Below are 20,688 nucleotides of genomic sequence, written 5' to 3' on the forward strand. Positions count from 1 at the left end.
ATCACAATGCTCAAAAAACTAACGAGTTTAATATTTAGCGTCTGCCTGCTGCTAAGCTGCAGCTTAACAGCTGCGGCGCCTGCGTCCGCCCTGTTCGGCAACGCCAGATATCTCATCTGCATCCATAAGCAAAGCTACCGCCTTGATGTCTATCAGCAGGGCGTGGAAGAGGCAGTCTGCAGCTATCCTATCGCTGTTGCCAAAAATCCCGGTGACAAGCAGTACACCGGTGACAACCGCACTCCCACCTCCTGGGGCAGCGCAGCAGCAATTCCGTCCTACTACACAGGTGCGGCAGTCGGCGTGCCTTCAGCGCAGGTTCCCTTCCGCATCGAGGAGGTTTGCCCGGCGCATTACTGGACGCACGATTTCGGTGACGGCAAGGGCGTAATCGAAGGTGCCTACGGCCCCTGGTTCCTTTCGCTGGACACCGGTTGGATAGGTATCGGCATTCACGGTACGCATGACCCCTCCTCTATCGGCACCATGGCCTCCGAAGGCTGCATCCGTCTGCGCAATGCGGATATTCAAAGCCTGAAGGAGCTTGTCTGCAGCGATAACGGCGGCATCGGCACCGGCGTTATCATCACCGAAGATTAAGCTATAAACCGCAACAATAAAACAAGGAGCAGTCACAGACTAAGCGTGACCGCCCCTTGTTTTTATTTTGCCTATATAACCAGCTTATTTGATAAACAATCCCAGACCGATGCTCACCAAGCGCTCGCGTCCATCCGAAGGATGGTTGACGATTTTGCCGTTGATGACCATTTCGCTGCTGCCGCCGCCATCATAATTGACAGCGCTCACTGCACCCAGCTTCACAAAATACTGCGCCAGCTCCGCAAGCGTCATGCCTGCGGAAGCACTGCTTCTGCCGTCAATAACAAGCATTAAAAGCGTGCCGTCCTTTTTCAGGCCAATCGCAGTACGCGGCGCTCTGCCACGCGCGATATCGGGAGCCATCTGCTCCTCCGCAGTACGCACATTCACCCTGCCGTTTTCTACCAGCAACGGGCCGCCACTGACAACAGTTGTTGCCGCATCTGCAATGCTGCTGCCCAGGCTCTGCGTAAGCGCTACATGGTCGCCCAGGCGCAGGCCTGCCAGAGCAGCAGCATTTGTGCCATGACCGGAAAGCACTACGCAACCCGGCTCCAAAGGCATATTGCCTGCTGTGGAAACAGCAACAACGCGACCGTTTTTTATCTTTACCTCACGCCCGTACTGATTTGTTTTGGTCGACGTAGCGTAATAGGAATTAAACAGCACCAAATCATTAGCTATGCGCGCACGGTTCATGCCCTTCAGCTGCAGCGCTCTGCCGTCAGGAAGTGTTACGCTGCCGGTGTAGGCAATGTCGCGCACAATCTTCTGCTCGTTGCCCTGTACTACATAACCGCTGCGCGGCGTAGCATCCATAGCGACAAAATTTCCCTTATCCTTAACGTTGCCGATAACCCAGCCGTCGGTATCAAAGTATGACGCATTAATGGCAGCCACAAGGCCTCTTTGCGCCGCCTGCTTAGCCAAACTGCCGCGTCCGTTATACATCCCAGCGGCAGAAAACGGCCTCAGCTCCAGGCGCGCCGAAGGCGCAACGCTCACCAGATAGCTTACAATCGGCCTGCCGTTCAGCTCCTCTTGCGCATAGGTATAGGTAACGCCGCCAGCCAGCTGCGTCGTGGTTTTGCTGATAGGAATGCGGTAGATATCCAACACCAGACGGTCAGGATTCTTCAGCGGATAAAGCTTGTACTGGCAATCCTTCGTTAAATCTATAACCACCTGAGCCTTTTTCTTCTTTTTGGCAGGCACAGTGATGCTTTTAATCACCGTATCCTGCTTAAAGACAGGTCTTTGCGCCAGCGCCGTACCTTCCGGCAGATTAACTACAATCTGCAAGCCATTTTTTTCAGCTGTATATTTAATTGGCTCCGTACTGTCGAACACCAGGCGCACACGCGCCGGACTAACGCTGCTGCGCACCGCTGTGACGGGAGCGGCGCTCGCCGCGAGCGGAGCAGCGCACAGCGCAGCCAGCATAAAAACAGAACATATCAGTTTTTTGAAATTCATATTCAGGACCTCTTAAAAGAAAAACAAGTAGAAGATTGAAGAATGCGTTAGTATTAGTGCGTCGTAATATATATATCATGCAGTCCCCTCTCCGTCATCGCTTCGCGATGCCACCTCTCCCCTAGGAGAGGCAGGAAGGCTGGCAGAACGCTAAAGACAGTAATTAATATATCGCACAGCCCCCTTCCGTCTCGCTTCGCTCGGCACCTTCCCCAAGGGGCAGGCAAGAAGGTTAGCACACTGCCAAAGATTCTTCTTCACATCTACACAAAAGGAGCTGCCAAAGGCAGCTCCTCCCAAAATCAAAAATCAATAGCCAAGCATCAATCAGCCAGATTAGACGCAGTATAAACAGTGCCCGGATGCAGCTTATCTAGATTCTCCAGCGCCTTACCGGTGCCAAGAGCAACACACTCCAACGGATCATCAGCAATATGCGTAGTAATACCAGTCTCACGCTGCATAATCTCAGCCAAGCCATCAAGCAGAGCGCCGCCGCCAGTCAGATAAATACCATTATCAACAATATCCGCTGCCAGCTCCGGCGGGCACTTCTCCAGAACACCACGTACAGTAGCAATCAAGGAAGCAACAGAATCCTCCAACGCCACACGGCAATCCTCAGAACTTACGCTAAAAGTAGTCGGCAAACCGGTAACCATATCACGGCCACGCACAGTAATAGACTCATGGCGACCATCAGTAATAACAGTAGCAACATTCATCTTGATTTCCTCAGCCGTGCGCTCACCGATAAGCACATTATGAACCTTCTTCACATGACGCACAATAGCCTCATCAAAATGGTCGCCACCGATACGGATAGAAGAATCCACAACAATACCACCAAGACTCAGCACAGCGATATCAGTAGTGCCACCGCCGATATCAACAACCATATTGCCGCGCGGTACAGAAATATCAATACCGGCACCAAGAGCAGCTGCCAGAGGCTCCTCAATCAGATAAGTCTTAGACGCACCACCCTGGGTAGTAGCCTCCATAACAGCACGCTTTTCAACCGAAGTAATGCCAATCGGCACACAGGTCATAACACGCGGCTTGAAAAACAGGCTCTTGCCTGCAACCTTCTCAATAACATAAGCAAGCAGCTTCTGCGTTACGGTATAATTCGCAATAACGCCCTCCTTCAGCGGACGGATAGCCACAATACTGCCGGGAGCACGTCCCAGCATTTCTCTGGCATCATCACCCACAGCCAGCACCTTGTTGCGCACCTTATCAATAGCCACAACAGAAGGCTCCTTCAGGACAACGCCCTTGCCCTTGACATAAACAAGAATGTTAGCGGTACCCAAATCAATACCGATATCCATACTCTTAAACATTAGACATATCTCCTTAATCTACATCTACGCGTTCAATATCTGCACCCAGATTTTTCAGCTTAGCAACAATGTTCTCATAGCCACGGTCGATATGGTGCAAATCGCCGATACGTGTCGTACCTTCAGCCACAAGGCCTGCCAGAATCATAGCGGCACCGGCGCGCAAATCAGTTGCACGCACATCGCAGCCTGTCAGCTTGCAGGGACCGTCAATAACAGCACTGCGGCCTTCGGTAGAAATCTGCGCACCCATGCGGTTCAGCTCAACCACATGCATAAAACGGTTCTCAAAAACAGTTTCCGTAACCTTGCTGCGGCCCTCGGCAATAACCATCATCGCCATCATCTGCGCCTGCATATCAGTCGGGAAGCCGGGGTAAGGCAAAGTTTTGATAGATACAGCCTTCAGCGGATTCTGGCCGATAACGCGCACCTTATCAATATCCTCTTCTACCACAGCACCTGCCTCGCGCAGCTTAGCAATCAACGGCTTCTGATGCTCCGGCAGCACATTTTCCACCACAACATCGCCGCCGGTCATAGCAGCAGCAATCATATAAGTGCCTGCCTCAATACGGTCCGGAATAATAGTGTAGTCTGCGCCATGCAGCTTATCTACACCCTCAATGCGGATAGTATCAGTACCGGCACCGCGGATTTTGGCACCCATCTTATTCAGATAGTTCGCCAGATCAACAATTTCCGGTTCCTCAGCAACATTCTCCAGAATAGTAGTACCCTCAGCCAAAGATGCTGCCATCATAATATTTTCGGTAGCACCAACGCTCGGGAAATCAAAATAAATGCTGGTACCCTTCAGTCCTTCAGGAGCACTTGCTTCAATATAGCCATGTCCCTGCTCGATTTTTACACCCAGAGCCTCAAAGCCCTTCAGATGAATATCAATCGGACGGGCGCCGATAGCGCAGCCGCCAGGCATAGAAATACGCGCTTTACCAATGCGTGCCAGCAAAGGTCCCATTACCAGGAAAGACGCACGCATGGTACGCACCAGCTCATACGGTGCTTCGTAAGAGGTAATGCTGGTGCTGTCGATATCCAGCACATTCTTTTCCGGACTGCATTCCACGGACAGTCCCAGACATTTTAAAACTTCACTTATAGTATGCACATCTTCCAGCATCGGAACCTCGTCAAGATGACTAGGGGTAGTTCCCAGGATAGAAGCTGCAATAATCGGCAGTACAGCGTTTTTCGCACCGCTGGTCTTAACTGCACCAACGAGGCGGTTTCCGCCCTTCACAATTAGTTTTTCCAAAATAACCCTCCTGCATATGCGAAGTCGGAAAAATTTTTCCGTAACAAATATTTTATCATCAAACACGGGCACTTTTCAAGACTTAATAAAAATCCGGAAAATTTTGCCACAGGCGCCTCACGCCCGGCCTTATAAGAAAAAGCCGGCACTGCTTCCGGCTCAGAAATTCACCCGCTGGCGGTCTGCTAAAATATTATAATAGGTTTCCTTCTCCATTAATTCCTGGCGGATAGCCTTTTTAGCATCCTCATCAGTGCATTCTGACAGACGCTTACGCAAAAAAGCTATATCCTGCTTCAGCATCAGCATTTTATTTCCTGCCAGACTTTCTACGATATCAGCCATCTTACAGTCACCGTCCTTACTTATATATCAAATTCTTCTCATCTGGAAGTTTGCGGCCTTGCCTAATTCTACATACTATAGTCTACTATAAGCAAGTTTAATATGCAAGGAAAAATGTGTGACAAAACACAAAAACCGGCTGATGACGTTCGTTTGCGTTTTTCCTAGGAACTTTGCAGCTAAAATTGCGTTTTTCATAGGAACTTTGTGCTTGCGAGTACGTTTTTCATAGGAAAAATGCAAAAATGCTTGCGTGTTTTTATTTTTAGCCATATAATATTCTCAACAAGCAAACGAATAGGAGGTAAGTATTTTGTATAGACAAGCCATAGAAAACTTAAAACAATGGAAAGATTCTCCACATCGTAAGCCATTACTTGTTACAGGTATCAGACAATGCGGCAAAACTTATCTGCTAAAAAAATTTGGTGAAGAATATTTTGACGATGTGGCCTATTTCTATTTTGAAGGCAACAGCCGTCTGGCTTCAATTTTCGCAACTGATTTTGATACAACAAGAATTTTAGATGAACTGAGTATTATAAATCACAAAAAAATTATTCCCGGCAAAACACTCCTGATTTTTGACGAAATTCAGGCTTGCCCGGAAGCTCTGATTTCATTAAAATATTTTTTTGAGACTTTGCCTAAGCAGCATATCGTCTGCGCAGGCTCATTGTTAGGCGTCGCTTTAAAGCGCAACAACATATCTTTTCCTGTCGGTAAAGTTGATCGCTTAAAAATGTACCCCATGAGCTTCAAGGAGTTTTTAATCGCCAATGGTCACAAGGCACTTCTTGACGGTTTACTGAAATATAAGCCAGATGAGCCATTACCTGAACTATATACTACAACTCTCACCAAAGAACTCAAACATTATTATCTGATTGGTGGTCTTCCTGAAGTTGTTGCAAGATGGATAGAAACGCACGATTTCTCGGCAGTCGCAGCCTTACAGGACAACCTGCTTGAAGACTATGCCAGTGATTTTTCTAAATACGCACCCAATGTTGATGTACCAAAAATCAACTGGATTTGGGATTCCGTACCTATTCAACTGGCTCGTGAAAATAACAAATTTTTCTTTTCCCATGTCAAACAAGGTAAGCGTTCCAAGGATTTGGAAGATGCGTTGGAATGGTTGGTAAATGCAGGACTGGTGAATAAGCTTGATTTAGTCAGTGTTCCTGAGCTTCCCTTGGCCTTTAATGCTGATGCCAGCTACTTTAAAGTTTATATGGCAGATATTGGTCTGTTATGCCGAAGATGCGGATTAACAGCGGATACTGTTTTGTACGACAGTCCTTACTACAAAAATTTTAAAGGTGCTCTCACTGAGAACTTCGTATTTAACGAGCTCATTTACACCGATTTGCACCCATACTTTTGGCGTTCAGGCAATACGGCAGAGCTTGATTTTATTTTTGAATACCAAAGCCAGCTCGTACCTGTTGAAGCAAAAGCAGAAATACATACACGGGCCAAAAGCTATGGTTTATTTTGCAAAAAATATAAACCACAAACAGGGTTCAAGCTATCACTCAAAAACATCGGCATTAACGATTCTGACGATACAAAAACCGTCAGCTTACCGCTTTATCTGCTCTGGAATATCAGAAGTTATTTATAAATATATATGCAAACACCCGAAGCCATTACGACTTCGGGTGATTTTTTATTGCGACATGACCTGCTATATATTTTAGGGCAATCCTGCCTGCACTCACAAACGCTCTACTCTTGCCTCACCGTGCCACATAAATTTGGTTGCCAAAGCCAAAAGCTCTGCATCCTCCAAGCCCTCGCTAACTACAACCAAATCTGCCTGCAGCAGGCTTACGCTCAAATCGCGGAACATTTTGCGCAGCTCGTTAATCATGCGGGCATCGCCGTCATTCACCTTTCCCGGTGTGCGCTCTGCCAGATGCCAGTAAAGCTGCTTTAAAATATAGCTTTCGTTTTTATTGTACTCTTTGATGTTATCAATAATATTATAAGGATAGACTTCTGCGTCACGCCACGTAGCCTTATACGCATCGAGCACTTTATTTTCATACTCCTGCTTATAAGCTGCCCAGCCTGCGCGGTCGTCAAATTTCAGCATATCCTCCAGCTTATCACGGCAACTGATAACCTTACGGCAGCGTACAAGCATGGCGTAAATCAGCGCCCGTTCTGCTTCCGTCGCCTGCACAGGCTCCGGCGTAATCGTAAAAACCTGTAAGCCTTCATGCAATTTATGGCGACGCTCTGCCTCCAGGCGTGCCATTTTCAGGTGCTGCATTGAAAGCAGGCTGTCCTCGCAGCTCACAGGCAACCCCTGTGCCTGCAAGCCGGCAATTTCGTTCTCATTGCATAAAACTAAAACACGCTGCTTTTTCTCTGCCTGTGAAAGCTCGTTAAGGGTATTCATTTGCTGCTCTCCAGGAAAGCAGCGAATGCTTTATAGGTGTAATAAACATCCAGCTTAGAGCTCAGCTCGAACGGAGAATGCATACACAGAATAGGTACACCAAGGTCAACTACATCCATATCCATAGCTGCAACATACAAAGCAACGGTACCTCCGCCGCCTTCGTCTACAGCGCCCAGCTCGCCAATCTGCCAGAAAACATCGGCCTCGTCCATAATGCTGATAACCTTGGCCATCGTTTCAGCGCTGGCATCATTGGAGCCGGATTTGCCGCGCGCACCGGTATATTTGGTCAGCACAGGTCCTTTGTTGACAAAGCAGCTGTTGCGTTCTTCGTATACGGAAGCAAAGCTCGGATCATAGGCACCGTTGACATCGGAAGAAAGCGCAGTAGTATTACGCAGCAGCTTGCGGATGTTGGCACCCTGAGTTGCTGCCAAGTCCTCCAGATAGTGCAGCACGAAATCGGAATTCAGGCCGGTGTTGCCGTAGGAACCGATTTCCTCTTTATCTGCCAAAACCGTAACAGTGGTGTAGTACGGTGCTTTGGTATCAATTTCCGCAGTCAGCGCGGTATAAGCGCAAACCTTGTCATCCTGACCGTAGGCACCGATCAGGCTGCGGTCCAGGCCCACGTCCTGCGCCTTGGTTGCAGGCACAAATTCAATTTCTGCACGCATAAAATCATGCTCGGTAATGCCATACATTTCGTTGAGCAGTGCCAGCGCATTCAGCTTTACAGCATCCTTAACGTCTTCTTCTTCGCTTTCGTCAACAAAAGGCAGGCTGCCGATAACAATGTTCAGCTCCTCGCCCTTAATGCCTTCGCCCAGCTTGCGCTCATTCTGCTTAGCGCCAAGATGCGGCAGCAAATCGGTTACGCAGAATACAGGGTCGCCGGCATTTTCGCCCACGCAGACCTTCACCAGCTCGCCGTTCTTTTTGATGATAACGCCATGCATAGCCAGCGGCACAGTCACCCATTGGTATTTGCGGATACCGCCGTAATAATGCGTTTTGAAATATGCCATCTCATGGTTTTCGTATACCGGATTCGGTTTTAAATCCAGACGCGGAGAATCGATATGCGCAGCGTTCAGGCGCACACCTGCCTCCAGCGGCGCAGTACCGAAGGTGGACATAGCCAGAGATTTGCCGCGGTTTACGAAATAAACCTTGTCGCCGGGTTTGTACTCCTTGCCCTCTTCAAAGGGAACGTAGCCTGCAGCAGCCAGCTTTTCTACAGCCTTCGCAGTAAATTCGCGCTCCGTCTTGGCTGTATCCAAAAATTCCTTGTAGCCTTCGCAGTAAGCGAATGCTGCTTCCTTCGCAGCAGTATTTTCCTTAGCGATATGGGGGAATTCCCAGGTTAAATTCTTTTGCAATTCCTTTGCAGTTGTCAAAATCTATCACTCCTTGTATAAGCTTTAGTAAGCAGTGCCAAACAGCACTATGTAAATAATACCACAAATAGCAGCTTTTGGGGAGAGTTAGGGAGATGTATACAATTTAGTCTCTTTTTCTCCCTACTCCTTGATATACCGTCACAGCGTCACCAAGCGTCACCTTTTGCGCTTGGCATTATCAATCGCCCGGCGCAGCTCTGCCAGCTCCTGGCTGATAAGCCTTTCCGCTTCCTGATAACGTGCCTCTAAATCCTGGATAGTCTTATCATCTACTGCTTTATTTTCTGCGGTAGCTTCCTGCACCTCTTCCTTAAAATCAAGCAGCGCCTGATACTTTTCAGGATAGGAATCAACCTCTTCTATATAATCACGCCTAAAGGTAATATAATTGTAATGTCCTTGCTGCGGATAGTTATAACGCCAATAATCATATTCGGATTTGGTGATTTTGCCTTCCTGTAAGGCGGTATACATGTCAACCCATTCCTGTAAAACAGCATTTCTGACGCCGGTTATACAATGTTCATCGGGATAAGTCTTTTCAATCCGCAGGTAATACTCACCGTCTATCTTTTTTATTTCTGAGCCGTATTTATCCTCCATAGCAAAGAAAATATGCATTCTTCTTGCCCAATAGTTAATATTCGGTATATCTAAAGCTTCAGGGCTAATATTAAACAAACTTGCTATTTTTTCCAGCATATCATATTTAGGTATCCTGTCACCTGATTCGTATTGGGCAACACGTACATCACAGGTTTTATCACTGAAGCCCAATAATCTACCTAAATACTTTTGAGTGTAGTTGTTTAAGCGACGAAAGAAAGCAATGCGTTCACCTATATTATTTCTTATTATCATCTGGCAAGCTCCTTTTCCTTAATGTTTTTGTTAAGTATAGTATAGCACGTTTCTCTAAATAAACAAGTAAGTTTAGAATTTTTCTTTTTTAACTCTTGACTTTATCTTGATAGTTTAGTATGATTAATCTAGTTACTAAGCATTTAGTATTAAGCCAATCACATTCATTAAGCAAAAGGAGTATGTTATCATGATCAAAGACAAAGTCTTCTATCCCAACAACAGTCAACCCTTAGCGGCCAGCTCTTCCCTGCAAACAGTTACCCTGCCAGAGCTGTACGACACCGCCTACACACCTGCCACAGCCTTAATCGATAATTTTCTCTACAGCGGTGTCTATATTTTGGCAGGACCACCAAAAACAGGTAAATCCTTTCTTATGGCTCAGCTTGCTTACCATGTTGCCGCAGGTTTGCAATTTTTTGACCATAAGGTAACACCTGCTTCCGTACTTTACCTTTCCTTGGAGGATGATTTAGCACGTCTGCAAAAACGCTTTTCGCGGATGTTCGGCGTAGAGGGCAACGCCAATTTATATTTAGCTACCCAGGCTGACAGCTTAAACCAGGGACTGCAGGAACAATTGACGGAATTTTTGCAAAGCAAGCCTGCTACTAAGCTGGTAATTATTGATACGCTGCAAAAGATTCGTGAATTTACCAGTTCCTCCTACAGTTATGCTTCTGATTACCACATCATCAACATTCTTAAGGAAATAGCAGCGCGCTATAATATTTGCATCGTTGTCGTTCATCATACCAGAAAAATGGAGGCAGAGGATAAATTTGATAAGATTTCCGGCACAACCGGTCTCTTAGGTGCCGCTGACGGAGCAATGATCCTGCAAAAGGAAAAACGTACTGACAAGCGTGCGCAATTAAACATTGTCGGCCGCGAGCTGCCGGACCAGGAAATTATTATCGAATTTATGCCTGAAAACTGTACCTGGAAATTTATCCGCTCCTGCCAGCAATTGTGGGAGGAACCGAAGGATATGCTGCTGGAACAGGTTGCCGCTTTAGTCAGCGACGAGAATAAAATTTGGCATGGAAGTGCAACGCAGATGCTGCAGGACCTTAATATAAGTACTGATGATATGAAGCCCCACATTCTTTCCCGTAAGCTTAATGTCAAAGTTGACAGGCTTTATCAAGACTATGGAATTTATTACCATCATAAACGTGTTAATAAAGGCTCTGATATTACCTTGCAAAAGCTGGAAGCCAAAACTGCGTGACGCTTGGTGACGCTGTGACGCTTTTATGGATACCGTAGGCAAATTTTAGCATAAGCACCAGAAAAGCTATGCTTGCACTTGCGCTTGCAGCGCAATACAAAAACCCCCGCCCTGACGGACGGGGGTATTTTTTTGGCATTGTCGCAATGCTTATTACAGCTTGTGAGTAGTACGCAAGCGGGCAACAGCTCTCTTCAGCGCGTTTTCGGCACGAACAGTGTCAATGTCTTCGCTCTTGGAAGCAAGACGTTGCTCTGCACGTTCTTTAGCTGCAGTTGCACGAGCGGTATCAATATCTGCATCAGCTTCGGCAATAGTTGCCAGAACGGTGCATTTATTGTCTTTCATTTCCAGAAAGCCGCCGCAAACAGCAAATTCTTTAACGCTGCCGTCAGTGAACTCCAGCTTCATCGGCGCAATATCCATGGTCGCAATGATAGGCATATGTCTAGCTTTGAGGCCCAGATTACCGGACAAAGCACGGAAACCCACATAAGTTACTTCTTCAGAAGTGAACAGCATCTTATCCGGCGTGACAATTTCAAAAGAAAACGGAGTAGCCATCTATTAATCCTTCATAGTTGCAGCCTTGGCAACAGCGTCATCAATGGTACCAACCATGTAGAAAGCGCCTTCCGGCAGGTCATCATGCTTGCCTTCGAGGATTTCTTTGAAGCCGCGGATGGTTTCCTTCAGAGGAACATATTGACCGGGGGTACCGGTGAACTGTTCAGCAACGAAGAATGCCTGGCTGAGGAACTTCTGAATCTTACGAGCACGAGCAACAGTAACTTTGTCTTCCTCGCTCAATTCTTCCATACCCAGAATTGCGATGATATCTTGCAATTCTTTGTAACGTTGCAGGATAGCCTGTACGCCACGAGCAACGTGATAATGCTCTTCGCCGATTACCAGCGGATCGAGGATACGGCTGGTGGAGTCGAGCGGGTCAACTGCCGGATAAATACCAAGCTCTGCGATTTGACGAGACAATACGGTGGTTGCATCCAAATGAGCGAAGGTGCCTGCCGGAGCCGGGTCAGTCAAGTCATCCGCAGGTACATATACAGCCTGTACGGATGTGATAGAACCGGTCTTGGTGGAGGTAATACGCTCTTGCAGTGCGCCGATATCGTTTGCCAGGGTAGGTTGGTAACCTACTGCGGAAGGCATACGGCCGAGCAATGCGGATACTTCGGAACCAGCCTGAATGAAACGGAAAATGTTATCGATAAAGAGCAGTACGTCCTGGCCGCCAACATCACGGAAGTATTCTGCCATGGTCAGGCCGGTCAGACCAACACGCATACGTGCTCCAGGAGGCTCGTTCATCTGGCCGTATACAAGAGCAGTCTTGTTGATAACGCCAGACTCTTTCATTTCGCCCCACAGGTCGTTGCCTTCACGAGTACGTTCGCCAACGCCTGCGAATACGGAATAGCCGCCGTGTGCAGTAGCAATGTTATGGATAAGCTCCATAATAATAACGGTTTTACCTACGCCAGCACCGCCGAACAGACCGATTTTACCGCCCATTGCATACGGAGCGATAAGGTCAACGACTTTAATGCCGGTTTCCAAAATTTTAGTAGCTGTAGCCTGTTGGTCAAAGCTCGGAGCCGGTCTATGAATAGGCCAGTGATCAGCTGCTTCAACCGGAGTGTCATCATGGTCTACAGTTTCACCTAAAACGTTGAAGATACGGCCCAGTACACCAGGACCTACCGGAACGCTGATAGGAGCGCCGGTATCAACAACTTCCATGCCACGAACCAGACCGTCGGTGGAGCTCATAGCAACAGCGCGGACAATGTTATTGCCGATGTGTTGCATAACTTCTGCGGTCAGGTGGATTTTTACTTTACCCTCATCGGTGGTGCCGTCAATGTGCAGTGCGTTGAGGATAGCAGGCATGCTTTTAGGAGGAAACTCTACGTCGATAACAGGGCCTACAACTTGTACGATTCTACCTGTATTCAAGGTTTTAGCCTCCCTACGAAATATCTAATTAGTTTTGTGCCTGTTTCAGAGCTTCTACGCCGCCAACGATTTCGTTCAGCTCGCGGGTAATGGATGCCTGACGTGCCTTGTTATAGGACAGCTCAAGGTTTTGTACCAGCTTGCCTGCGTTATCGGTAGCAGAGCTCATAGCAGTCATACGAGAACCCAACTCACTGGCAGCAGATTGTACCAGTGCAGCGTAAACTACAGTTTCCAGATACTTAGGTGCAAGTACCTGCAGAGTTTCGTCTTCATCAGGCTCGAAAATAAAGCTTGCGCTAGCTTTGCCTTTCTCCTTTACAGGAGGCTCTACCGGCAGAATCTTATCGCTGGTAGGAATTTGGGACAAAGCGGTTTTGAAAAGTGTAAACACAATATGCAGCTCGTCGAAATGCTCATCAGCAAATTGTTTGATTGCATCCTGAGCAATTTCTACTGCATTTGCGTAAGACGGTCTGTCGGAGTAGCCGAAGTGGCTGCTCAGCACTTTATAGCCGCGGCGTTGGAAGAAATCCCTGGCCTTACGGCCGCTGGTGATAATGACTACGTCATGCTCACATTCAGAGATCTCAGCAACTGCTTTTTTCAAAGCGTTGGAACTATATGCGCCTGCCAGACCTTTATCAGAGGCGAGCACCAGATAACCAACTTTTTTAACATCACGATGTTGAAGCAGCGGGTGTTTTTTGGCACTTAAGCCTGCAAGGATGCTCGGATCGCTCACAACGCTGGATAACACTTCTTTGATCTTGATGGCATACGGACGGCTTGCAGCAGCTTTTTCCTGCGCTCTTCTGAGGCGGGCAGCAGCAACCATTTTCATAGCCTTCGTGATCTTGCCAATGTTACCTACGCTTTTCATGTGGCGATGAATCTCGCGTGCAGTAGCCATTAGTTAATCACCTACCTTCACTAACAAAGGTATCCTTGAACTCGGCGATAGCTTTCTTCAGAGCTTCTTCGTTCTCATCAGTGATTTTCTTGGTTTTGATGATGTCTCCGCCAACTTCCGGATGGTTAGCTTCCATGAAGTCCAGGAATTCTTTTTCGCAGCGGGTTACATCTTTAACTGCTACGTCATCCAGATAGCCTTTGGTGCCAAGGTAAATAGCCATAACCTGTTTTTCAACAGACAGCGGGCTGTATTGGCCTTGTTTCAGAACCTCGGTCAGACGTTGACCACGGTCCAGCTGTGCTTTGGTAGCTTTATCGAGGTCAGAAGCAAACTGAGCAAATGCTGCCAGCTCGCGGAACTGAGCCAGATCCAGACGTAAGGTACCTGCAACCTGCTTCATAGCTTTGATCTGAGCAGCACCACCTACACGGGATACAGACAGACCGGAGTTGATAGCCGGACGGATACCGGAGTAGAACAGCTCGGATTCAAGGAAGATCTGACCGTCGGTAATAGAAATTACGTTGGTCGGAATGAAGCCGCCTACGTCACCTGCCAGGGTTTCGATGATCGGCAGTGCGGTGATGGAACCGCCCTTCAGTTCATCGTTCAGCTTAGCAGCGCGTTCCAGCAGACGGGAATGCAAATAGAATACGTCGCCAGGGTATGCTTCACGTCCTGGAGGACGACGGAGCAGCAGGGACATTGCACGGTATGCAACAGCGTGTTTAGACAGGTCGTCGTATACGCACAGAACGTCTTTGCCCTGATCCATGAAGTATTCAGCCATGGTTACGCCAGCGTACGGAGCCAGGTATTGCAGCGGAGCGGAGTCAGCAGCAGTAGCAGCAACGATGATGGTGTATTCCATAGCGCCGTGTTGTTCCAGAGTACGAACAATACGGGCAATGTTAGAAGCCTTTTGGCCGATAGCTACATAAATGCAGATAACGCCCAGGCCTTTTTGGTTGATGATGGTGTCGATTGCAACTGCAGTCTTACCGGTACCACGGTCGCCGATGATAAGTTCGCGCTGACCACGTCCGATAGGAACAAGTGCGTCGATACATTTAATACCGGTTTGCAGCGGGGTATCAACGGATTTACGATCTGCGATACCATGTGCAGGAGATTCAACCGGACGACGAGCTGCAGCAGCGATTTCGCCTTTGCCGTCAATCGGGTCACCGATAGCGCTAACTACACGGCCCAGCAGGTTTTCACCAACAGGAACCTCCATGATGCGGCCGGTACGGCGAACTACGTCGCCTTCTTTAATTTTGGTCTCGCCGCCCATCAGTACGATACCAACGCTGTCCGGGTTCAGGTTCAGAACCATGCCGGATACGTTGTGGGGCAGTTCAACTAATTCGCCAGCCATAGCGTTTTTCATACCGATAACGGTTGCGATGCCGTCACCGATTTTTTCTACGATACCAACTTCTTCCAGATCAGCATCCACATTGTAATTCTCCAGCTTGTTGCTGAGAGCATCACCCAGGGCTTCCGGTTTGGTGTACTCGTGAACGTCGATGCCGTTCAGAGCAACTTCCATTTTCTTCAGCTTGCGCAGTGCGGAAGCGTCGAATACCTTATCGCCAACTTGTACGATGATGCCGCCGAGGATGGACGGGTCAACTTTCTTGTTCAGGAAAATCTCACGGCCCAGTTTCTCGGTCAGGATTACAGAAATGGATTGATACTCGTCAGCCGACAATTTCTTGGCGGTAGTAACGTTTACATCTAACAGCTCTTTAATGGAGCCCAGATCGATTTTGAAGTCGGACAATTGTTGCTTAATTAAAGCAATATTTTCTTCTGTCTTCATATTGTACCAATCACCTCCGAATACCGGGGTTTTGCCTGCTGTTTCGCATTTCAGCGGCATACTTCCGGCTTAATAGGGAAAGCAGCAAAATTATTTCATGATAGAATCAACGATTTTGCTAGCCATTTTTTTGTCTTCTTCAGAACCTAACTTTTGTTCTACGATCTTGCTAGCAGCAATCATGGACAGGTTGATAACTTGTGCACGAACTTCGTCCATAGCTTTCTTCTGTTCCAGTGCGATTGCTTCTTTAGCAGTTGCAATAACCTGATCTTGTTCAGCTTTGGTGTCTGCCATGATCTTGTCATGAGCAGCCTGAGCAGTTTTGCGGGCAGCATCAACAATAGCTTGAGCTTCTTGTTTAGCTTCAGCCAGCTTTGCAGCGTATTCAGCTTTAACTGCTTCTGCGTCAGTCTTAGCCTTTTCTGCAGCTTCCAGATCGCTTGCAATTTTGTTCTTACGCTCTTCCATAATGTTGCATACGGGTTTGTAAGCGAATTTTGCAAGAACGAAAACTAAAACCAAAAAGTTCAGGATCTGCGCGATAAGTGTTGCATTGAAGTTAACCAATTATAGCACGCTCCTTTTTGTAATATCTTGCAAAATTAAATTATTTAATGAACGGGTTAGCGAATACCAGAACGATAGCGATTACATAGCACAGAATAGGCATGGATTCGATCAAGCCTACGCAAACCAGCATGTTGGTAAAGATTTTACCAGCTTCTTCCGGTTGACGAGCCATGGATTCAATAGATTTGCCGCACATGTTGCCGTTACCGATACCAGCGCCAGCAGCAGCACCCAAGCAAACAAGGCCTGCACCGATTACAGATGCAGCAGTAATGATTGCATTTTCAGACATTTGTTTCATCCTTTCGAAATTGTGATTTTAAATTTTTTTTGCTTAAAAAGCTTAGTGTTCGTCGTGGCTAGCAAATGCCAGTGCATAGCTGCCCAAAGACAAAATGGTAAAGATAAAAGCCTGAACGAAGCCAATGAACAGGGAGAACATTACCCACAGTTCAGGAACTACCCACGGAGCCAGCTGATACAGTACGATCAACAGGATTTCGCCTGCCAGGATGTTACCAAAGAGACGAAGAGCCATGGTCAGCGGTTTAGTCACTGCATCCAAAAGATGCAACGGCAGGAATGCCGGACTCGGGCTGATGAAATGTTTAAAGTGGCCGATACCTTGTTTCGCCACACCAACGCAGTACGCGCTAAACGCAATTAGCAAAGAAAGCGCAAAGCAGGTATTAATGTCATTGGTAGGTGAAGTCCAGTGAACGCCAATCTGCGGAAGCAAAATGCCCAGTTCGTTTGCTACCAGGATAAACATAAACAAGGTAACGATGAACGGTGCCATAAATTTACGGCCTTTGGATCCCAGGTTGTCTTCCATCAGACCATTTAAGAAATCAAGAATGATTTCCATTGCATTCTGCAGTCCGGAAGGAACCATTTTCGGGTTCTTACAAACCAGAAGGAACAGTACGAAGACGATTGCCATGGTTACCCAGGTCATGTACATGGTTTGCATGTTGACTTCACCTAAAAAGGTAGATTGGGTAAGGTAATGGATAATCTCTCCGGATTTTTCTGCACCTTCAGCTGCTGCATTTCCCATTTTTACACACTCCTTTCTTCACGCCCTCTCATTTTGATGTTGGTACGCGATAAATAATAGATTTAAAATAAAGAATATATGTATCAGAAGAAACCCGCCAAATGCGCCATGCACAGCAAGCTTCATCCTTAACATCGTAATAATAAACGCAGCCGCAGCGGCCAGACGGGCCCAACGGAAACGCTTCATGATTTTTAGTCCCTGCTTGGGCACCTCCACATAAGGCAGAGATTTTTTGATGCCTAAAAACAGAATGGACAAATCTATCGTGCCGGCCAGCACGCCGCAAAGCACGCCGTGGGCAAAGGCACTGCGCTGCCATAACCAGAGCGGCACCGCTACGAGCAGCGCACACATACAGATGCGCGCAACGAAAGCGTTAGCACCGTTTTTCGCTATGGGCGTCAAATCAAAGTTACTTTTCATCCTTCTTGTGTTCGGTGTCCCGTGAAAGGACGCTCCTCTGAATCAGATTATAGTAGGTCATAACAAGTGAAACTATTGCCAGACCGATGCAGATGCCCCGCATCGTATGGTCGCCGGTTTCCAGATGACGGTCGAGCCAGTCGCCGCCGAAGTACGCCAGCAGGAAATCAATCACGGCCATAAACGCCAGAGAGGACACAGTAGCCAAAGCTTCCAGCATCCGCATATGCTCCTTATCGGGTGTTTTGTTCGTCATGATTTCTCACCACAGCACTAATTCACAAATAAATCATATTTGCTCTTTTAATTTTAATATTTTTCACAGTTTCTGTCTACGCCTTAGACGCAAATTCCGGCAAATTTTCTACATCAAAGCCATTTTTTCTTAAAATAGCATGGATAATACGCTCGCAGGCCTTGCCGTCACCGTAAGGATTAGCAGCCTCCGCCATGGAGCGATAATGCTCGGCATCATCTAAAAGCAGATTGGTTTCGCGCAGCACATCATCATAAGCGGTGCCTACGAGCTTAACCGTACCGGCCTCAACAGCCTCCGGACGCTCGGTGGTATCACGCAGCACCAGAACCGGCTTGCCTAAGGCAGGAGCCTCCTCCTGAATTCCGCCGCTGTCTGTGAGCACGATATCAACCTTAGCCATCAAATTGGCAAACGGTTCATATTCCATAGGCTCAATCAGATGCACTCTGTCAAGATGTCCCAGCTCCTCGCGCACGATTTCACGCACCTTGGGGTTTTTGTGTACCGGGAAGATTGCTTCCACATCGGGATGCGCTTCCAGCACGCTCTTCAAAGCGCGGTAAACATGACGCATAGGCTCACCCAGGTTTTCACGGCGGTGGGTAGTCATCAGAATCAGGCGATGACCGCTGGCAAACACTTTATTGAACTCCTCGTCCTCAAAGCGGTAGCCTTCCTTCACCGTAGTCTGCAGAGCATCGATAACAGTGTTGCCTGTTACCAGAATCTGCTCGGGGCAGATGTTTTCCTTCAGCAGGTTCGCCTTGCTGGTAGAGGTCGGCGCAAAGTGCATATCGGCAATCGCACCGGTCAGCTTGCGGTTCATTTCCTCCGGGTAAGGAGAATATTTATTACCGGTACGCAGGCCTGCTTCCACATGGCCTACGGGAATCTGCGCATAAAAGGCAGCCAGAGCACCGGCAAAGGTAGTCGAGGTGTCACCATGCACCAGCACCATATCGGGCTTTGCTTCCTCCATTACGGATTTCAGGCCCATCAGCGCGCGGGTAGTAACATCATACAGGGTTTGACCTGCCGACATAATGTTCAAATCATAATCAGGCGTAATGCCAAACAAATCCAGTACCTGATCAAGCATCTCGCGATGCTGTGCGGTAACTGCCACAATCGGCTGGATATATTCGGGATATTTACGCATTGCCAGCACCAGCGGGCACATTTTGATGGCTTCCGGACGAGTGCCGAAAACTGTCATTAACTTTATCTTCTCCACGGTTCTTCCTCCCCCTTATCTGTCGTTCAGAATACCGATTTTCTTAGCACCAACGGCAACTGCCGTAATAATAACCGCTATAATAAGTGCGGCGTAGAAGCCGTCGAACTCTGCCCACAGCACCGCTGCGATACCGAGCACGGCTGTAATAGCATACATCAGCAGAACTGCCTGCTTCTGGTTCATGCCCATCGCCAGCAGGCGGTGATGCAAATGGCCCTTATCGGGCTGGAAAATAGGGCGGCCGTTGCTGTAGCGGCGCATAATCGCAAAGGCTGTATCCATAATCGGCAGGCCCAGTGCAATCGCCGGTACAATCAGCGCTACGGTAGCAGCAGTCTTGACAGCACCGTAAACAGAAATAGCTGCCAGCATATAGCCGATAAACATGCTGCCTGTATCGCCCATGAAAATAGTAGCGGGATTAAAATTATAGCGGATAAAACCGATAATGCCGCCGGCCAGAGCCGCAGTCATTACAGCTATATGGTAATAACCCATCTGAACCGCAACCAGAATGACCGTCATGGAAGCAATCGCAGATACGCCTGCTGCCAGACCGTCCAGACCATCAATCAGATTGACTACGTTCGTAAAGCTGATAACCCAGAAAATAGTCAGCGGTACGGAAATAAACCATTCATTTAGATAAAAATAGCCGCCAAAGGGGTTGTTTACCCATTCGATACGGATGTCGAAGGCAACAAGAATGCAGGCAGCAAAAATTTGCCCCAGCAGCTTGACCTTCGCGGGCAGCTGATATTTGTCATCTAGTACACCTACGATGGCAATCACGCTGCCGCCAAGCAGAATACCGACAATATCCTTTGTCATCTCCAAGCTTGCCACTGCGGCAATCATAAAAGCAATATAAATAGCCAGACCGCCAAGACGCGGCATAATCTTCTTATGCACCTTGCGGTTATCGGGCTTGTCAATGGCGCCGATTTTAAAGGCTAACGTTTTAATATAAGGGGTCAATATATAGCTCACCAGAGCGGCAAGCAAAAAGGGAAAACCATAAGCACTTAACATTTATTTCTTTCTCCACCGGAATCTGAATCCTTGCACACGAAAAACACTAAACTACTCATTCCTTATATAGTATAACATTTTTGACACTTGCGTCAATTACTTTTATTACAAAAATGCTGGAAGTAGCTATTTTTTTCCATAAAAACAACCCGAATTATTCCCATTTATTATACCATAATATCATTAAGGGAATATATCCTTTTGGCATAACTTATATATTGCCTCGTTATACGCGCATTGGCTGTCGAAAATTTCATGCCTTCAGCTTGTAATCCATACTAATTTATAGATGTTTTTTCAATCTGTGCATATTAAATTGATAACTTTTCTTCTTATTGTATTTACCTCGAAGAGGCAGGTGATTATTTATAGAAAGAAAATTCCCCTGCCCACAAGCAGGCAGGGGGA

General features: G+C 47.4%; 21 protein-coding genes. 3 read left to right on the forward strand and 18 right to left on the reverse strand.

Annotated elements, in window-relative coordinates:
* Positions 1-6: 6 nt before the first annotated feature.
* The gene (locus tag Q0G26_RS05410) at positions 7-600 is read left to right on the forward strand and encodes a L,D-transpeptidase (RefSeq protein WP_293829080.1); all 594 of its coding nucleotides are present in this window, start codon (positions 7-9) and stop codon (positions 598-600) included.
* Positions 601-684: 84 nt separating this feature from the next.
* Here Q0G26_RS05410 and Q0G26_RS05415 read toward each other — a convergent pair whose 3' ends face one another.
* The 4 genes from Q0G26_RS05415 to Q0G26_RS05430 form a co-directional block, all read right to left on the reverse strand.
* A complete protein-coding gene (locus Q0G26_RS05415; protein WP_293829081.1) occupies positions 685-2,079 on the reverse strand; it encodes a phosphodiester glycosidase family protein in 1,395 nt (464 codons plus the stop codon).
* A 323-nt stretch (positions 2,080-2,402) separates the two neighbouring features.
* Positions 2,403-3,428 (reverse strand): rod shape-determining protein MreB, encoded by a 1,026-nt coding sequence (mreB, locus tag Q0G26_RS05420; RefSeq protein ID WP_293829082.1) that lies wholly within the window; start codon positions 3,426-3,428, stop codon positions 2,403-2,405.
* Positions 3,429-3,441: 13 nt separating this feature from the next.
* Entirely contained in the window at positions 3,442-4,707 is a 1,266-nt protein-coding gene (murA, locus tag Q0G26_RS05425) for a UDP-N-acetylglucosamine 1-carboxyvinyltransferase (protein ID WP_293829083.1), read from the reverse strand.
* 159 nt (positions 4,708-4,866) lie between these two features.
* Positions 4,867-5,052: a hypothetical protein gene (locus tag Q0G26_RS05430; RefSeq protein ID WP_293829084.1), complete on the reverse strand. Its 186-nt coding sequence runs from the start codon at positions 5,050-5,052 to the stop codon at positions 4,867-4,869.
* A gap of 313 nt (positions 5,053-5,365) precedes the next feature.
* Between Q0G26_RS05430 and Q0G26_RS05435 the strand changes: the two genes are divergently transcribed.
* Positions 5,366-6,682 carry an ATP-binding protein gene (locus tag Q0G26_RS05435; RefSeq protein WP_293829085.1) on the forward strand — a complete coding sequence of 439 codons (1,317 nt, stop codon included), beginning with the start codon at positions 5,366-5,368 and terminating at the stop codon, positions 6,680-6,682.
* 93 nt (positions 6,683-6,775) lie between these two features.
* Here the strand turns inward: Q0G26_RS05435 and Q0G26_RS05440 are convergent, their stop codons facing one another.
* The 3 genes from Q0G26_RS05440 to Q0G26_RS05450 all read right to left on the reverse strand — a co-directional run bounded on the left by Q0G26_RS05440 (position 6,776) and on the right by Q0G26_RS05450 (position 9,732).
* Positions 6,776-7,465, reverse strand: coding sequence for a hypothetical protein (locus Q0G26_RS05440; protein ID WP_293829086.1), 690 nt, complete (start codon positions 7,463-7,465; stop codon positions 6,776-6,778).
* Positions 7,462-8,868, reverse strand: a complete 1,407-nt coding sequence (locus tag Q0G26_RS05445; protein WP_293829087.1) for an aminopeptidase — start codon at positions 8,866-8,868, stop codon at positions 7,462-7,464. Before Q0G26_RS05445 ends, Q0G26_RS05440 begins: the two co-directional genes overlap by 4 nt.
* Positions 8,869-9,027: 159 nt before the next feature.
* Positions 9,028-9,732: a helix-turn-helix domain-containing protein gene (locus Q0G26_RS05450; RefSeq protein ID WP_293829088.1), complete on the reverse strand. Its 705-nt coding sequence runs from the start codon at positions 9,730-9,732 to the stop codon at positions 9,028-9,030.
* Between the two features lie 190 nt (positions 9,733-9,922).
* Between Q0G26_RS05450 and Q0G26_RS05455 the strand changes: the two genes are divergently transcribed.
* Positions 9,923-10,969, forward strand: a complete 1,047-nt coding sequence (locus Q0G26_RS05455; protein ID WP_293829089.1) for an AAA family ATPase — start codon at positions 9,923-9,925, stop codon at positions 10,967-10,969.
* Positions 10,970-11,122: 153 nt separating this feature from the next.
* Here Q0G26_RS05455 and atpC read toward each other — a convergent pair whose 3' ends face one another.
* The 11 genes from atpC to Q0G26_RS05510 form a co-directional block, all read right to left on the reverse strand.
* The gene (gene atpC, locus Q0G26_RS05460) at positions 11,123-11,533 is read right to left on the reverse strand and encodes an ATP synthase F1 subunit epsilon (RefSeq protein ID WP_021719231.1); all 411 of its coding nucleotides are present in this window, start codon (positions 11,531-11,533) and stop codon (positions 11,123-11,125) included.
* A gap of 3 nt (positions 11,534-11,536) precedes the next feature.
* The gene (gene atpD / locus Q0G26_RS05465; RefSeq protein ID WP_021719232.1) at positions 11,537-12,949 is read right to left on the reverse strand and encodes a F0F1 ATP synthase subunit beta; all 1,413 of its coding nucleotides are present in this window, start codon (positions 12,947-12,949) and stop codon (positions 11,537-11,539) included.
* Positions 12,950-12,977: 28 nt separating this feature from the next.
* Complete coding sequence (gene atpG, locus Q0G26_RS05470) at positions 12,978-13,862, reverse strand: ATP synthase F1 subunit gamma (RefSeq protein ID WP_293693946.1); 885 nt, start codon at positions 13,860-13,862, stop codon at positions 12,978-12,980.
* A 7-nt stretch (positions 13,863-13,869) separates the two neighbouring features.
* Positions 13,870-15,693: a F0F1 ATP synthase subunit alpha gene (gene atpA, locus Q0G26_RS05475; RefSeq protein WP_293390598.1), complete on the reverse strand. Its 1,824-nt coding sequence runs from the start codon at positions 15,691-15,693 to the stop codon at positions 13,870-13,872.
* Positions 15,694-15,783: 90 nt separating this feature from the next.
* Complete coding sequence (gene atpF / locus Q0G26_RS05480; protein WP_021719235.1) at positions 15,784-16,263, reverse strand: F0F1 ATP synthase subunit B; 480 nt, start codon at positions 16,261-16,263, stop codon at positions 15,784-15,786.
* A 40-nt stretch (positions 16,264-16,303) separates the two neighbouring features.
* Entirely contained in the window at positions 16,304-16,567 is a 264-nt protein-coding gene (gene atpE, locus Q0G26_RS05485; RefSeq protein ID WP_363186368.1) for a F0F1 ATP synthase subunit C, read from the reverse strand.
* Between the two features lie 42 nt (positions 16,568-16,609).
* Positions 16,610-17,326, reverse strand: a complete 717-nt coding sequence (gene atpB / locus Q0G26_RS05490; RefSeq protein WP_021719237.1) for a F0F1 ATP synthase subunit A — start codon at positions 17,324-17,326, stop codon at positions 16,610-16,612.
* An 18-nt stretch (positions 17,327-17,344) separates the two neighbouring features.
* Positions 17,345-17,752 carry a hypothetical protein gene (locus Q0G26_RS05495; protein WP_293829090.1) on the reverse strand — a complete coding sequence of 136 codons (408 nt, stop codon included), beginning with the start codon at positions 17,750-17,752 and terminating at the stop codon, positions 17,345-17,347.
* Positions 17,742-18,008: a hypothetical protein gene (locus Q0G26_RS05500; RefSeq protein ID WP_210685052.1), complete on the reverse strand. Its 267-nt coding sequence runs from the start codon at positions 18,006-18,008 to the stop codon at positions 17,742-17,744. Before Q0G26_RS05500 ends, Q0G26_RS05495 begins: the two co-directional genes overlap by 11 nt.
* A gap of 76 nt (positions 18,009-18,084) precedes the next feature.
* Positions 18,085-19,245, reverse strand: coding sequence for a UDP-N-acetylglucosamine 2-epimerase (non-hydrolyzing) (gene wecB / locus Q0G26_RS05505; RefSeq protein ID WP_337397191.1), 1,161 nt, complete (start codon positions 19,243-19,245; stop codon positions 18,085-18,087).
* Positions 19,246-19,260: 15 nt separating this feature from the next.
* Complete coding sequence (locus Q0G26_RS05510; protein ID WP_293829091.1) at positions 19,261-20,280, reverse strand: MraY family glycosyltransferase; 1,020 nt, start codon at positions 20,278-20,280, stop codon at positions 19,261-19,263.
* Positions 20,281-20,688: the final 408 nt, after the last annotated feature.

The organism is uncultured Phascolarctobacterium sp. (assembly GCF_934190775.1).
Taxonomy (GTDB): Bacteria; Bacillota; Negativicutes; order Acidaminococcales; family Acidaminococcaceae; genus Phascolarctobacterium_A.